The organism is Pseudomonas sp. H1_D05, from assembly GCF_054682705.1.
In genome coordinates this window covers 1,164,505-1,180,000 of record NZ_CP162825.1, presented here as the reverse complement: position 1 = coordinate 1,180,000, position 15,496 = coordinate 1,164,505, and the positions used below count along the sequence as shown (strand labels likewise).

The 15,496-nt window shown below is 53.6% G+C and carries 11 protein-coding genes, 6 tRNA genes and 3 rRNA genes (1 of these 20 cut by a window edge); all 20 read left to right on the top strand.

The window, feature by feature from the left end; all coding sequences use genetic code 11:
* Positions 1–7 (top strand): 16S ribosomal RNA (locus AB4O11_RS05460) (it extends 1,530 nt beyond the left edge of the window).
* Positions 8–130: 123 nt separating this feature from the next.
* Positions 131–207: transfer RNA gene (locus tag AB4O11_RS05455), tRNA-Ile, on the top strand.
* 10 nt (positions 208–217) lie between these two features.
* A tRNA-Ala gene (locus AB4O11_RS05450) sits at positions 218–293 on the top strand.
* A 234-nt stretch (positions 294–527) separates the two neighbouring features.
* Positions 528–3,421 (top strand): 23S ribosomal RNA (locus AB4O11_RS05445).
* A gap of 157 nt (positions 3,422–3,578) precedes the next feature.
* A 5S ribosomal RNA gene (gene rrf, locus AB4O11_RS05440) occupies positions 3,579–3,694 on the top strand.
* Together the 16S, 23S and 5S rRNA genes with 2 tRNA genes alongside form the textbook arrangement of a ribosomal RNA operon.
* 132 nt (positions 3,695–3,826) lie before the next feature.
* Entirely contained in the window at positions 3,827–4,780 is a 954-nt protein-coding gene (gene birA, locus AB4O11_RS05435) for a bifunctional biotin--[acetyl-CoA-carboxylase] ligase/biotin operon repressor BirA (RefSeq protein ID WP_186621702.1), read from the top strand.
* A complete protein-coding gene (locus tag AB4O11_RS05430; protein ID WP_186621704.1) occupies positions 4,770–5,522 on the top strand; it encodes a pantothenate kinase in 753 nt (250 codons plus the stop codon). The genes birA and AB4O11_RS05430 overlap by 11 nt, the downstream gene beginning before the upstream one ends.
* A 7-nt stretch (positions 5,523–5,529) precedes the next feature.
* Entirely contained in the window at positions 5,530–5,961 is a 432-nt protein-coding gene (locus AB4O11_RS05425) for a hypothetical protein (RefSeq protein WP_186621706.1), read from the top strand.
* Positions 5,962–6,104: 143 nt separating this feature from the next.
* Positions 6,105–6,189 (top strand) — tRNA-Tyr (locus AB4O11_RS05420).
* A 25-nt stretch (positions 6,190–6,214) separates the two neighbouring features.
* Positions 6,215–6,288, top strand: a tRNA-Gly gene (locus tag AB4O11_RS05415).
* Positions 6,289–6,314: 26 nt separating this feature from the next.
* Positions 6,315–6,390, top strand: a tRNA-Thr gene (locus tag AB4O11_RS05410).
* 85 nt (positions 6,391–6,475) lie between these two features.
* Entirely contained in the window at positions 6,476–7,669 is a 1,194-nt protein-coding gene (gene tuf / locus AB4O11_RS05405) for an elongation factor Tu (RefSeq protein WP_064361246.1), read from the top strand.
* Positions 7,670–7,722: 53 nt separating this feature from the next.
* Positions 7,723–7,798: transfer RNA gene (locus tag AB4O11_RS05400), tRNA-Trp, on the top strand.
* A 45-nt stretch (positions 7,799–7,843) separates the two neighbouring features.
* A complete protein-coding gene (gene secE / locus AB4O11_RS05395) occupies positions 7,844–8,212 on the top strand; it encodes a preprotein translocase subunit SecE (protein WP_009045851.1) in 369 nt (122 codons plus the stop codon).
* 9 nt (positions 8,213–8,221) lie between these two features.
* Positions 8,222–8,755, top strand: coding sequence for a transcription termination/antitermination protein NusG (gene nusG / locus AB4O11_RS05390; protein WP_007957598.1), 534 nt, complete (start codon positions 8,222–8,224; stop codon positions 8,753–8,755).
* A 117-nt stretch (positions 8,756–8,872) separates the two neighbouring features.
* Positions 8,873–9,304 (top strand): 50S ribosomal protein L11, encoded by a 432-nt coding sequence (rplK, locus tag AB4O11_RS05385; RefSeq protein WP_003228756.1) that lies wholly within the window; start codon positions 8,873–8,875, stop codon positions 9,302–9,304.
* A complete protein-coding gene (gene rplA / locus AB4O11_RS05380; RefSeq protein ID WP_007916481.1) occupies positions 9,304–9,999 on the top strand; it encodes a 50S ribosomal protein L1 in 696 nt (231 codons plus the stop codon). The genes rplK and rplA overlap by 1 nt, the downstream gene beginning before the upstream one ends.
* A 198-nt stretch (positions 10,000–10,197) precedes the next feature.
* Complete coding sequence (rplJ, locus tag AB4O11_RS05375; RefSeq protein WP_008081912.1) at positions 10,198–10,698, top strand: 50S ribosomal protein L10; 501 nt, start codon at positions 10,198–10,200, stop codon at positions 10,696–10,698.
* Positions 10,699–10,772: 74 nt separating this feature from the next.
* Complete coding sequence (rplL, locus tag AB4O11_RS05370) at positions 10,773–11,138, top strand: 50S ribosomal protein L7/L12 (RefSeq protein WP_003228750.1); 366 nt, start codon at positions 10,773–10,775, stop codon at positions 11,136–11,138.
* Between the two features lie 221 nt (positions 11,139–11,359).
* A complete protein-coding gene (rpoB, locus tag AB4O11_RS05365; RefSeq protein WP_038362146.1) occupies positions 11,360–15,433 on the top strand; it encodes a DNA-directed RNA polymerase subunit beta in 4,074 nt (1,357 codons plus the stop codon).
* Positions 15,434–15,496: the final 63 nt, after the last annotated feature.

The following is a 15,496-nucleotide window of genomic DNA, read 5'->3' as shown; positions in this document are numbered from 1 at the left end:
CTCCTTAATCGACGACATCAGCTGCTCCATAAGTTCCCACACGAATTGCTTGATTCATTGAAGAAGACGATAGAAGCAGCTTTAAGCTCCAAGCTGATAGCTCCAAGCTAACAGTTACGCGCTCGAAATTGGGTCTGTAGCTCAGTTGGTTAGAGCGCACCCCTGATAAGGGTGAGGTCGGCAGTTCGAATCTGCCCAGACCCACCAATTTTGTTATGGGGCCATAGCTCAGCTGGGAGAGCGCCTGCCTTGCACGCAGGAGGTCAGCGGTTCGATCCCGCTTGGCTCCACCATATAACTGCTTCTGAAAGCTTAGAAATGAGTATTCCGTTGAGAATATTGATTTCTAGTCTTTTGATTAGATCGTTCTTTAAAAATTTGGGTATGTGATAGAAAGATAGACTGAACGTTACTTTCACTGGTAACGGATCAGGCTAAGGTAAAATTTGTGAGTTCTCTTAATTGAGAAATTCGAATTTTCGGCGAATGTCGTCTTCACAGTATAACCAGATTGCTTGGGGTTATATGGTCAAGTGAAGAAGCGCATACGGTGGATGCCTTGGCAGTCAGAGGCGATGAAAGACGTGGTAGCCTGCGAAAAGCTTCGGGGAGTCGGCAAACAGACTTTGATCCGGAGATGTCTGAATGGGGGAACCCAGCCATCATAAGATGGTTATCTTGTACTGAATACATAGGTGCAAGAGGCGAACCAGGGGAACTGAAACATCTAAGTACCCTGAGGAAAAGAAATCAACCGAGATTCCCTTAGTAGTGGCGAGCGAACGGGGACTAGCCCTTAAGTGGCTTTGAGATTAGCGGAACGCTCTGGAAAGTGCGGCCATAGTGGGTGATAGCCCTGTACGCGAAAATCTCTTAGTCATGAAATCGAGTAGGACGGAGCACGAGAAACTTTGTCTGAATATGGGGGGACCATCCTCCAAGGCTAAATACTACTGACTGACCGATAGTGAACTAGTACCGTGAGGGAAAGGCGAAAAGAACCCCGGAGAGGGGAGTGAAATAGATCCTGAAACCGTATGCGTACAAGCAGTGGGAGCAGACTTTGTTCTGTGACTGCGTACCTTTTGTATAATGGGTCAGCGACTTATTTTCAGTGGCGAGCTTAACCGAATAGGGGAGGCGTAGCGAAAGCGAGTCTTAATAGGGCGTCTAGTCGCTGGGAATAGACCCGAAACCGGGCGATCTATCCATGGGCAGGTTGAAGGTTGGGTAACACTAACTGGAGGACCGAACCGACTACCGTTGAAAAGTTAGCGGATGACCTGTGGATCGGAGTGAAAGGCTAATCAAGCTCGGAGATAGCTGGTTCTCCTCGAAAGCTATTTAGGTAGCGCCTCATGTATCACTGTAGGGGGTAGAGCACTGTTTCGGCTAGGGGGTCATCCCGACTTACCAAACCGATGCAAACTCCGAATACCTACAAGTGCCGAGCATGGGAGACACACGGCGGGTGCTAACGTCCGTCGTGAAAAGGGAAACAACCCAGACCGTCAGCTAAGGTCCCAAAGTTATGGTTAAGTGGGAAACGATGTGGGAAGGCTTAGACAGCTAGGAGGTTGGCTTAGAAGCAGCCACCCTTTAAAGAAAGCGTAATAGCTCACTAGTCGAGTCGGCCTGCGCGGAAGATGTAACGGGGCTCAAACCATACACCGAAGCTACGGGTATCACCTTCGGGTGATGCGGTAGAGGAGCGTTCTGTAAGCCTGTGAAGGTGAGTTGAGAAGCTTGCTGGAGGTATCAGAAGTGCGAATGCTGACATGAGTAACGACAATGGGTGTGAAAAACACCCACGCCGAAAGACCAAGGTTTCCTGCGCAACGTTAATCGACGCAGGGTTAGTCGGTCCCTAAGGCGAGGCTGAAAAGCGTAGTCGATGGAAAACAGGTTAATATTCCTGTACTTCTGGTTATTGCGATGGAGGGACGGAGAAGGCTAGGCCAGCTTGGCGTTGGTTGTCCAAGTTTAAGGTGGTAGGCTGAGATCTTAGGTAAATCCGGGATCTTAAGGCCGAGAGCTGATGACGAGTGTTCTTTTAGAACACGAAGTGGTTGATGCCATGCTTCCAAGAAAAGCTTCTAAGCTTCAGGTAACCAGGAACCGTACCCCAAACCGACACAGGTGGTTGGGTAGAGAATACCAAGGCGCTTGAGAGAACTCGGGTGAAGGAACTAGGCAAAATGGCACCGTAACTTCGGGAGAAGGTGCGCCGGTGAGGGTGAAGGACTTGCTCCGTAAGCTCATGCCGGTCGAAGATACCAGGCCGCTGCGACTGTTTATTAAAAACACAGCACTCTGCAAACACGAAAGTGGACGTATAGGGTGTGACGCCTGCCCGGTGCCGGAAGGTTAATTGATGGGGTTAGCTAACGCGAAGCTCTTGATCGAAGCCCCGGTAAACGGCGGCCGTAACTATAACGGTCCTAAGGTAGCGAAATTCCTTGTCGGGTAAGTTCCGACCTGCACGAATGGCGTAACGATGGCGGCGCTGTCTCCACCCGAGACTCAGTGAAATTGAAATCGCTGTGAAGATGCAGTGTATCCGCGGCTAGACGGAAAGACCCCGTGAACCTTTACTATAGCTTTGCACTGGACTTTGAATTTGCTTGTGTAGGATAGGTGGGAGGCTTTGAAGCGTGGACGCCAGTTCGCGTGGAGCCATCCTTGAAATACCACCCTGGCAACTTTGAGGTTCTAACTCAGGTCCGTTATCCGGATCGAGGACAGTGTATGGTGGGTAGTTTGACTGGGGCGGTCTCCTCCTAAAGAGTAACGGAGGAGTACGAAGGTGCGCTCAGACCGGTCGGAAATCGGTCGTAGAGTATAAAGGCAAAAGCGCGCTTGACTGCGAGACAGACACGTCGAGCAGGTACGAAAGTAGGTCTTAGTGATCCGGTGGTTCTGTATGGAAGGGCCATCGCTCAACGGATAAAAGGTACTCCGGGGATAACAGGCTGATACCGCCCAAGAGTTCATATCGACGGCGGTGTTTGGCACCTCGATGTCGGCTCATCACATCCTGGGGCTGAAGCCGGTCCCAAGGGTATGGCTGTTCGCCATTTAAAGTGGTACGCGAGCTGGGTTTAGAACGTCGTGAGACAGTTCGGTCCCTATCTGCCGTGGACGTTTGAGATTTGAGAGGGGCTGCTCCTAGTACGAGAGGACCGGAGTGGACGAACCTCTGGTGTTCCGGTTGTCACGCCAGTGGCATTGCCGGGTAGCTATGTTCGGGAAAGATAACCGCTGAAAGCATCTAAGCGGGAAACTTGCCTCAAGATGAGATCTCACTGGAACCTTGAGTTCCCTGAAGGGCCGTCGAAGACTACGACGTTGATAGGTTGGGTGTGTAAGCGCTGTGAGGCGTTGAGCTAACCAATACTAATTGCCCGTGAGGCTTGACCATATAACACCCAAGCAATTTGACTACTCGAAAGAGCATCAGATTGCGGTGTGTGAAGACGAAACGAACCGAAAGTTCGATGTTCACAAAACACCGAAAGCTGTCACATACCCAATTTGCTGAAGCGAGGCCATCTGGTCACGAGTCAGTACCCGAATTTCTTGACGACCATAGAGCGTTGGAACCACCTGATCCCATCCCGAACTCAGCAGTGAAACGATGCATCGCCGATGGTAGTGTGGGGTTTCCCCATGTGAGAGTAGGTCATCGTCAAGATTAAATTCCGAAACCCCAATTGCGAAAGCAGTTGGGGTTTTGTTTTGCTCGCGGGAAAGCATCTGCTTGATTTCTATGCAACAGCCCGGGTCATGGATATTATTCGGGCCTCATTGTGAGGGCGAGACCTGCATGTTGACGTTGTTGAACCTTCTGAAAGATGGCCGATTCCATTCTGGTCAGGATCTTGGCGCCGCCTTGGGAATAAGTCGAAGTGCGGTATGGAAACAGCTTCAGCATCTTGAGGCCGAACTTGGCTTGTCCATTCATAAAGTGCGAGGGCGGGGCTATCAATTGGCTGCGCCATTGACGCTACTCGACTCTCGGGCAATATCGGCAATGGCGCCAGATTGGCCGGTGATGGTCCTGAATTCGGTCGACTCGACAAACGCTGAGGCCTTGCGGGCGATTGGCCAAGGTAGTTTGGCGCCCTTTTTGGTGCTCGCGGAGCGCCAAGTCTCTGGTCGTGGGCGAAGAGGTCGCAAGTGGGTAAGTCCCTTTGCAGAGAATCTTTATTACAGTCTTGTCCTGCGTATTGATGGCGGAATGCGCCAGCTCGAGGGCTTGAGTCTTGTTGTTGGGTTGGCTGTCTTGCAGGCTCTGAGAAATTTTGGAGTGCCAGGTGCGGGATTGAAGTGGCCCAACGATGTCTTGGTTGGTAACAAGAAGATTGCCGGCATTCTCCTTGAGCTCGTTGGTGATCCGGCAGACGTTTGCCATGTGGTGCTGGGTATTGGTGTAAATGTGAACATGCAATCGGCTGATGAAGTTGGCCAGCAATGGACTTCTATTCGGCTTGAGTCAGGTAGAAGTACTGATCGTAACTCTCTGGTTGCTGAGCTTAGTAAGCAGTTAAGCGTTTACATCCGGCGCCATCAAGTGGATGGTTTTTCGGCTCTCCAGGCGGAATGGGAGGCGAATCATTTGTGGCAGGATCGCTCTGTGTCATTGATTGCGGGTTCCAGTCAGATAGATGGTGTTGTGCTCGGAATCGATAGTCAGGGTGCGCTGCGCCTGAAGGTGGATGGCGTGGAAAAAGTCTTTAGTGGTGGTGAGCTCAGCCTGAGGTTGCGTGATGATTCTTGAGCTCGACTGTGGGAACAGCTTTATTAAGTGGCGAGTACTGAAGGCTGCGCTTGGCGCTGTCTTTTCCGAAGGGGTTGTCGACTCTGATCTTGCATTGCTAGACAGTTTGAAAGCTCTCAATGGGCTTGCGCTTCGTAAGTGCCGCGTGGTCAGTGTCAGGACTGCGGAGGAGACTGATGCCTTGATCGCTATTATCGAGCGTGAGTTTGGTATTTCGGTGGTGTGCGCGAAGCCCGCGCGTGAAATGTCCGGCGTCAAAAACGGTTATGAAGAGTACGAGCGTCTAGGGCTGGATCGATGGCTGGCCATGCTTGGCGGGTTTCATCTCGCAGCAGGCGGCGCTTGCCTGGTGCTTGATTTCGGTACGGCGGTGACTGCGGATTTTATTGCTGCGGGTGGTGAGCATCTGGGTGGTTTCATTTGTCCCGGAATGCCTTTGATGCGAAATCAGTTGCGTACGCATACCCGTAAGATTCGCTATGGAGATCTGGCGGCTGAGCGCGCGCTGTCAAGCGACGCGCCTGGGCGGACCACCGTTGAGGCGGTGGAGCGCGGGTGTTCATTGATGTTGCGAGGTTTCGTATTGACACAGTTGGAACTGGCGCGCTCTTACTGGAGAGAAGACTTCGCAGTCTTTATAACTGGGGGGGATGCTGAATTGGTTGCAGGTGTCGCCCCTGAGGCCCGAGTCGTTCCTGACCTGGTGTTCGTGGGGTTGGCTATGGCGTGTCCTTTTTCCTGAGGTTTGTATGCGTTGGTTGTTCCTCCTGCTTCTTGTTCTTAATATTTTCTATTATGTCTGGCATCAGCAGGAGGCGCCCTTGCGGGCGAAGGATGTAACGCCTCTTAGTTTGTATCGAGGTTCCCAGCAAGACATTCGCTTGCTCAGCGAAACGACGGGCAATGTTCGAGAGGGGCAGGGAGGGCGTCGGCAAGAGTGTCTGTTCCTTGGTGGTTTTTCTCGACAGGAGTCGATTACAGCGCTCCAGCAGCGTTTGGCTGAAATGGGAGTCGATGTAAAATCTTCGTCGAGGGATGCTTCTGGGGCTGGTTATTGGTTGTCTGTTTCGCCTCAGGGCCAGCGTTTGCTGGGGGATGCCCAGCTCCAAAACCTTTCCAACGAATTCAATGAGTTAAAACATAAAATAATGCTGTGTGAGGGGGTTGCACCTACTGAATAGTTTGCATAGAATGGCGCCCGCTCCACAGCGAAGACCTAAGTAGGGATTCAAAATGAAGCGATGTCAACGCAGCTAACCTCAGGTTTTTAAATGAGAAAATGCTTGACAGAGGTTTGGCATAGTATAGAATGCCGGCCTGATTAGGAGGGGTTCCCGAGCGGCCAAAGGGATCAGACTGTAAATCTGACGTCTACGACTTCGAAGGTTCGAATCCTTCTCCCTCCACCAGATTTAAGCGTGAGCTGCAGGCTCCGCGGGTATAGTTTAGTGGTAGAACCTCAGCCTTCCAAGCTGATGATGCGGGTTCGATTCCCGCTACCCGCTCCAAGTTTGCAGGTTGTGCAAAGTGTTTTGCTCTTGTAGCTCAGTTGGTAGAGCACACCCTTGGTAAGGGTGAGGTCAGCGGTTCAAATCCGCTCAAGAGCTCCATATAACAAGGCAGATATGAAAATATCTGCCTTTGTTTTAATGGTTGATATTGTTTGTCTAATTTCTTCTGTTGAGGGTGATATCGATGGCTAAGGAAAAATTTGATCGTTCCCTGCCCCACGTCAACGTTGGGACCATTGGTCACGTTGACCACGGTAAAACCACTCTGACTGCTGCTCTGACTCGCGTTTGCTCGGAAGTTTTCGGTTCCGCAATCGTTGACTTCGACAAGATCGACAGCGCACCAGAAGAAAAGGCTCGCGGTATCACCATCAACACCGCGCACGTTGAGTACAACTCGAAGATCCGTCACTACGCTCACGTTGACTGCCCAGGTCACGCTGACTATGTGAAGAACATGATCACCGGTGCTGCTCAAATGGACGGCGCTATTCTGGTTTGTTCGGCCGCTGATGGTCCGATGCCACAAACCCGTGAGCACATCCTGCTGTCCCGTCAGGTAGGCGTTCCGTACATCGTGGTTTTCCTGAATAAGGCTGACCTGGTAGACGACGCAGAGTTGCTGGAACTGGTTGAGATGGAAGTTCGTGACCTGCTGTCCACCTACGACTTCCCGGGCGATGACACTCCAATCATCATCGGTTCGGCTCGTATGGCTCTGGAAGGCAAAGACGATAATGAAATGGGCACTACCGCTGTCAAGAAGCTGGTAGAGACTCTGGATGCCTACATCCCAGAACCAGTTCGTATGATCGACAAGCCGTTCCTGATGCCAATCGAAGACGTATTCTCGATCTCGGGTCGCGGTACTGTTGTGACTGGTCGTATCGAGCGCGGTATCGTTCGCGTTCAGGATCCGCTGGAAATCGTTGGTCTGCGTGACACCACCGTTACTACTTGCACCGGTGTTGAAATGTTCCGCAAGCTGCTCGACGAAGGTCGTGCTGGCGAGAACTGCGGCGTTCTGCTGCGTGGTACGAAGCGTGACGACGTTGAACGTGGTCAGGTTCTGGTTAAGCCGGGTTCGGTTAAGCCGCACACCAAGTTCACCGCAGAAGTTTACGTTCTGAGCAAGGAAGAAGGCGGTCGTCACACTCCGTTCTTCAAAGGCTACCGTCCACAGTTCTACTTCCGTACTACTGACGTGACTGGTAACTGCGAGCTGCCAGAAGGCGTTGAAATGGTAATGCCAGGTGACAACATTCAGATGACTGTTACCCTGATCAAAACCATCGCGATGGAAGACGGTCTGCGTTTCGCTATCCGTGAAGGCGGTCGTACCGTCGGTGCTGGCGTCGTAGCTAAAATCATCGAGTAAGTGGTTGTAATGTATTTTTCGGGCCGGCATAATGGTCGGCCTGATTTTGTTTTAGGTCAGTAGCTCAATTGGCAGAGCGACGGTCTCCAAAACCGTAGGTTGGGGGTTCGATTCCCTCCTGACCTGCCAGATTCACTCGGTGTGTCTGGCTTTCTTTTCACAGGATCTTCATAGATGACTCCTAAGGCTGAAGCTCAAGGCTCTCGCTTCGATCTGCTCAAGTGGCTTGTAGTTGTCGCTTTGGTGGTTGTTGGCGTTGTTGGCAATCAGTATTACTCTGCTTCGCCGATCCTGTACCGTGTGCTCGCTTTACTTGCCATTGCTGCTGTAGCTGCCTTTGTAGGCCTGCAGACTGCCAAGGGCAAGTCTTTCTTTGTACTGGTTAAGGAAGCTCGCACCGAGATTCGTAAAGTCGTGTGGCCAACTCGCCAAGAAACCACGCAGACCACCCTTATTGTGGTGGCTGTTGTTCTGGTTATGGCGTTGCTGTTGTGGGGGCTTGATTCCCTGCTCGGCTGGCTTGTTTCCTTGATTGTCGGCTAAGGGTGTCCCGTGGCTAAGCGTTGGTATGTTGTGCATGCTTACTCGGGTTACGAGAAGCATGTGATGCGCTCGCTGATCGAGCGCGTAAAGCTGGCTGGCATGGAAGATGGCTTCGGCGAGATTCTGGTTCCCACTGAAGAAGTGGTTGAAATGCGCAATGGCCAGAAGCGCAAAAGCGAACGTAAGTTCTTTCCAGGCTATGTGCTGGTTCAGATGGATATGAACGAGGGTACTTGGCACTTGGTCAAGGATACTCCTCGGGTGATGGGTTTCATCGGCGGTACCGCTGATAAGCCTGCGCCGATCACCGATAAAGAGGCGGAAGCAATTCTGCGTCGCGTCGCTGATGGTAGCGACAAGCCTAAGCCGAAGACTCTCTTCGAGCCAGGTGAAACGGTGCGAGTCAATGACGGTCCATTTGCTGATTTCAATGGCGTTGTTGAAGAAGTTAACTACGAAAAGAGCCGGATCCAAGTGGCAGTGCTCATTTTCGGTCGCTCTACCCCGGTAGAGTTGGAGTTCAGTCAGGTCGAAAAGGTCTAACTGGACAAGCATCCCAACCCCGCAGCCCTGGGCTGTGGGGTTTTGTCGTCACTGGGATAAACGCGCAAGTAACCGGGGAGCCTTCCGAGGCGTTCGAACCCGTAATTGGAGTGCCTCATGGCCAAGAAAATTACCGCTTACATCAAGCTGCAAGTGAAGGCCGCTCAGGCTAACCCAAGCCCACCTGTTGGTCCTGCTCTGGGTCAGCACGGCGTGAACATCATGGAATTCTGCAAGGCTTTCAACGCCCGTACTCAGGGTCTTGAAGCAGGTCTGCCGACTCCAGTGATCATCACTGTCTACAGCGACCGTAGTTTCACTTTCGAAACCAAATCCACCCCTGCTTCGGTCCTGCTGAAGAAGGCGGCCGGTCTGACCAGCGGTTCCGCTCGTCCGAACACCGTTAAGGTTGGCACTGTTACCCGTGCTCAGCTGGAAGAAATCGCGAAAACCAAAAACGCGGATCTGACTGCAGCTGATATGGATGCAGCCGTGCGTACTATCGCCGGTTCTGCTCGTAGCATGGGCCTTAACGTGGAGGGTGTGTAATGGCTAAGCTGACCAAGCGTCAAAAGGCTATCGCCGGCAAAATCGAAGCAGGCAAGGCCTACAACATTGTAGACGCCGCTGCTCTGCTGGCTGAGCTGTCGACTGTCAAGTTCAGCGAGTCGTTCGACGTTGCTGTAAACCTGGGTGTAGACCCGCGTAAATCCGACCAGGTTGTTCGTAGCGCTACTGTGCTGCCACACGGCACTGGCAAGACCGTTCGCGTTGCTGTGTTCACCCAGGGTCCAGCTGCTGAGGCCGCTCTGGCTGCCGGCGCTGACCGTGTAGGTATGGACGACCTGGCTGCCGAAATGAAAGGCGGCGACCTGAACTATGACGTAGTGATCGCATCCCCGGATGCAATGCGCGTTGTAGGTCAACTGGGTCAGATCCTCGGTCCACGTGGTCTGATGCCTAACCCTAAGGTTGGTACCGTAACTCCAGACGTAGCTACCGCGGTTAAAAACGCTAAAGCTGGTCAGGTTCGTTATCGCACCGACAAAAACGGCATCATTCACACCTCCGTTGGCAAGATGGGCTTCGACGCCGTCAAGCTGAAGGAAAACGTTGAAGCCCTGATCGCTGATCTGAAGCGTATCAAGCCAGCTTCTTCGAAAGGTATCTATGTCAAGCGCGTTACCCTGAGCACCACTATGGGCCCAGGTCTGGTTATCGATCAGAGCTCGCTGGACGCGTAAGACAAAGGTTGGCGCGATTGTTCGCGCCAATTGAAAGATTGGGGTCCCTGCCTGGCGGGGGCTATCCAAGACCGTAGGCGACGCAAGTCTTAAACCATAAGCCTACGCAGATGGTGCTCCCGGTTCCTTACCGAATCAGACACCAAAACGACATTCGGTTTCGATCGAATGAAACGGTAACAAGCAGGAGTTAAACCCGTGGCAATTAATCTCGAAGACAAGAAGGCCATCGTCGCTGAAGTCAACGAGGCTGCCAAAGTCGCTCTGTCCGCTGTCGTGGTTGATGCACGTGGCGTAACAGTAGGCGCAATGACCGGACTCCGTAAAGAGGCTCGTGAAGCTGGCGTTTACGTACGTGTTGTACGTAACACCTTGCTCAAGCGCGCTGTTGCTGACACTCAATACAGTGTCCTCAACGACGTGTTCACCGGCCCGACCCTGATTGCATTCTCGAACGAACATCCGGGCGCTGCTGCCCGTATCTTCAAAGAGTTTGCCAAGGGTCAGGACAAGTTCGAGATCAAGGCAGCTGCGTTCGAGGGCAAGTTCCTCGCAGCTAATCAGATCGACGTACTGGCAACCTTGCCGACCCGTGACGAAGCAATTTCTCAGCTGATGAGCGTGATTCAAGGCGCTACCAGCAAATTGGCTCGTACTCTGGCGGCAATTCGCGACCAGAAAGAAGCTGCCGCAGCCTAAGGCTCGTCAACTTCTCGCGTTTTTTGTTTATTTCGATGGTCGCGTAGGCCGTCCCCCAATTCAGGAATTGAGTCATGTCTCTGACTAACGAACAAATCATCGAAGCAATCGGCCAGAAATCCGTAGTGGAAATCGTTGAGCTGATCAAAGCGATGGAAGAAACCTTCGGTGTTACCGCTGCTGCTGCTTCGGCTGGTCCAGCTGCTGCTGCCGCTGTTGTTGAAGAGCAAACCGAGTTCAACGTTGTTCTGCTGGAAGCTGGCGAGAAGAAGGTTAACGTGATCAAGGCAGTTCGTGAACTGACCGGTCTGGGCCTGAAAGAAGCCAAAGAGAAAGTAGACGGCGCTCCTCAGGTTGTAGCTGAAGGCGTTTCGAAAGAAGCTGCTGAAGACGCCAAGAAGAAGCTGGAAGAAGCAGGCGCTAAAGTCGAGCTGAAATAAGTATCGACTTTGCTCCTCCAGCCCGAGCGTCAAGCGACAGGCTGATGGCTGGTGGCTCTTGCCACCGGCCTTTTTCCGTTATTGGCAGCCGACTGGGTCGGTGCTGATAAAGGTGCTGTAACCACCCGATGCGGTGGCGCAAACCATGGGGTTTGCACGATTTTCTGGCTGCTCCCGTCGGGAGGGGCCAAACAAGCAGGTGACCAAGCTGGGGAACGCTGATGGCTTACTCATATACTGAGAAAAAACGTATCCGCAAGGACTTTAGCAAGTTGCCGGACGTCATGGATGTGCCTTACCTCCTGGCCATCCAGCTGGATTCGTATCGTGAATTCTTGCAAGCGGGAGCGACTAAAGATCAGTTCCGCGACGTGGGCCTGCATGCGGCCTTCAAATCCGTTTTCCCGATCATCAGCTACTCCGGCAATGCTGCGCTGGAGTACGTCGGTTATCGCCTGGGCGAACCGGCATTTGATGTCAAAGAATGCGTATTGCGCGGTGTAACTTTCGCCGTACCTTTGCGGGTAAAAGTGCGCCTGATCATTTTCGACAAAGAATCGTCGAACAAAGCGATCAAGGACATCAAAGAGCAAGAAGTCTACATGGGTGAAATCCCCCTGATGACTGAGAACGGTACCTTCGTAATCAATGGTACCGAGCGTGTAATCGTTTCCCAGCTGCACCGTTCCCCGGGCGTGTTCTTTGACCACGACCGCGGCAAGACGCATAGCTCCGGCAAACTGCTGTACTCCGCGCGCATCATTCCTTACCGCGGTTCGTGGCTGGACTTCGAGTTCGACCCGAAAGACTGCGTATTCGTGCGTATCGACCGTCGTCGCAAGCTGCCTGCATCGGTACTGCTGCGCGCGCTCGGCTATACCACTGAAGAAGTGCTGGATGCTTTCTACACCACCAACGTTTTCCACCTGAGCGGCGAAACCCTCAGCCTGGAGCTGATTGCTTCGCGTCTGCGTGGTGAAATTGCGGTTCTGGACATTCAGGACGAGAAGGGCAAGGTCATTGTTGAAGCGGGCCGCCGTATTACCGCGCGCCACATCAACCAGATCGAAAAAGCCGGCATCAAGACTCTGGAAGTACCTCTGGACTACGTCCTGGGCCGTACTACCGCCAAGGTCATCGTGCACCCGGCTACCGGCGAAATCCTGGCAGAGTGCAACACCGAGCTGAACACTGAAGTCCTGGCAAAAATTGCCAAGGCTGGTGTTGTTCGCATCGAAACGCTGTACACCAACGATATCGACTGCGGTCCGTTCGTCTCCGACACGCTGAAGATCGACTCCACCAGCAACCAATTGGAAGCGCTGGTCGAGATCTATCGCATGATGCGTCCAGGCGAGCCGCCAACCAAAGACGCTGCCGAAACCCTGTTCAACAACCTGTTCTTCAGCCCTGAGCGTTATGACCTGTCTGCGGTCGGCCGGATGAAGTTCAACCGTCGTATCGGTCGTACCGAGATCGAAGGTTCGGGCGTGCTGTGCAAGGAAGACATCGTCGCGGTATTGAAGACTCTGGTCGACATCCGTAACGGTAAAGGCATCGTCGATGACATCGACCACCTGGGTAACCGTCGTGTTCGCTGCGTAGGCGAAATGGCCGAGAACCAGTTCCGCGTTGGCCTGGTACGTGTTGAGCGTGCGGTCAAAGAGCGTCTGTCGATGGCTGAAAGCGAAGGCCTGATGCCGCAGGACCTGATCAACGCCAAGCCAGTGGCTGCAGCGGTGAAAGAGTTCTTCGGCTCCAGCCAGCTCTCGCAGTTCATGGACCAGAACAACCCGCTGTCCGAGATCACCCACAAGCGTCGTGTCTCTGCACTCGGCCCTGGCGGTCTGACTCGTGAGCGCGCAGGCTTTGAAGTCCGTGACGTACACCCGACTCACTACGGTCGTGTATGCCCGATTGAAACGCCGGAAGGTCCGAACATCGGTCTGATCAACTCCTTGGCTGCTTACGCTCGCACCAACCAGTACGGCTTCCTGGAAAGCCCGTACCGCGTGGTGAAAGAGGGTGTGGTCACCGACGAGATCGTGTTCCTGTCCGCTATTGAAGAAGCCGATCACGTGATCGCGCAGGCTTCGGCGACCATGAACGACCAGAAAGTCCTGATCGACGAACTGGTAGCCGTACGTCACCTGAACGAATTCACCGTTAAGGCGCCTGAAGAAGTCACCTTGATGGACGTTTCGCCGAAGCAAGTAGTTTCGGTTGCAGCGTCGCTGATCCCGTTCCTCGAGCACGACGACGCCAACCGTGCGTTGATGGGTTCGAACATGCAGCGTCAAGCTGTACCAACCCTGCGCGCTGACAAGCCGCTGGTAGGTACCGGCATGGAGCGTAACGTAGCCCGTGACTCCGGCGTTTGCGTCGTGGCTCGTCGTGGCGGCGTGATCGATTCCGTCGATGCCAGCCGTATCGTGGTTCGTGTTGCTGATGATGAAGTTGAAACCGGCGAAGCTGGTGTCGACATCTACAACCTGACCAAATACACGCGCTCGAACCAGAACACCTGCATCAACCAGCGTCCGCTGGTGAGCAAGGGTGATCGCGTTCAGCGTAGCGACATCATGGCCGACGGCCCGTCCACCGACATGGGTGAACTGGCACTGGGTCAGAACATGCGCATCGCGTTCATGGCATGGAACGGCTTCAACTTCGAAGACTCCATCTGCCTGTCCGAGCGTGTTGTTCAGGAAGACCGTTTCACCACGATCCACATCCAGGAACTGACCTGTGTGGCCCGTGACACCAAGCTTGGCCCAGAGGAAATCACTGCGGACATCCCTAACGTGGGTGAAGCTGCGCTGAACAAGCTGGACGAAGCCGGTATCGTTTACGTAGGTGCTGAAGTTGGCGCTGGCGACATCCTGGTAGGTAAGGTCACTCCGAAAGGCGAGACCCAACTGACTCCGGAAGAAAAACTGCTGCGTGCAATCTTCGGTGAAAAAGCCAGCGACGTTAAAGACACCTCCCTGCGTGTACCTACCGGTACCAAAGGTACTGTCATCGACGTACAGGTCTTCACCCGCGACGGCGTTGAGCGTGATGCTCGTGCACTGTCGATCGAGAAGACTCAGCTCGACGAGATCCGCAAGGATCTGAACGAAGAGTTCCGTATCGTTGAAGGCGCGACTTTCGAGCGTCTGCGTTCCGCTCTGGTAGGCCACAAGGCTGAGGGCGGCGCAGGTCTGAAGAAAGGTCAGGACATCACCGACGAAGTTCTCGACGGTCTTGAGCATGGTCAGTGGTTCAAACTGCGCATGGCTGAAGATGCTCTGAACGAGCAGCTCGAGAAGGCTCAGGCCTACATCGTTGATCGCCGTCGTCTGCTGGACGACAAGTTCGAAGACAAGAAGCGCAAACTGCAGCAGGGCGATGACCTGGCTCCAGGCGTGCTGAAAATCGTCAAGGTTTACCTGGCAATCCGTCGTCGCATCCAGCCGGGCGACAAGATGGCCGGTCGTCACGGTAACAAAGGTGTGGTCTCCGTGATCATGCCGGTTGAAGACATGCCGCACGATGCCAATGGCACCCCGGTCGACGTCGTCCTCAACCCGCTGGGCGTACCTTCGCGTATGAACGTTGGTCAGATCCTTGAAACCCACCTGGGCCTCGCGGCCAAAGGTCTGGGCGAGAAGATCAACCGGATGGTCGAAGAGCAGCGTAAAGTCGCTGAACTGCGCACCTTCCTGGACGAGATCTACAACCAGATCGGCGGTCGTAACGAAGATCTGGACAGCTTCTCCGATCAGGAAATCCTGGATCTGGCGAAGAACCTGCGTGGCGGTGTTCCAATGGCCACTCCAGTGTTCGACGGCGCCAAGGAAAGCGAAATCAAGGCCATGCTGAAACTGGCAGACCTGCCGGAAAGCGGCCAGATGCAGCTGACTGATGGCCGTACCGGCAACAAGTTCGAGCGTCCAGTTACCGTTGGCTACATGTACATGCTGAAGCTGAACCACTTGGTAGACGACAAGATGCACGCGCGTTCTACCGGTTCGTACAGCCTGGTTACCCAGCAGCCGCTGGGTGGTAAGGCGCAGTTCGGTGGTCAGCGTTTCGGGGAGATGGAGGTCTGGGCACTGGAAGCATACGGTGCTGCTTACACTCTGCAAGAAATGCTCACAGTGAAGTCGGACGATGTGAACGGCCGTACCAAGATGTACAAAAACATCGTGGATGGCGATCACCGTATGGAGCCGGGCATGCCCGAGTCCTTCAACGTGTTGATCAAGGAAATTCGTTCCCTCGGCATCGATATCGATCTGGAAACCGAATAACACGTGACGCGAATCGAGAGCGGGGCAGGATTGCCCGCTCTCTGCTCCGCCAGGAGGAAAGGC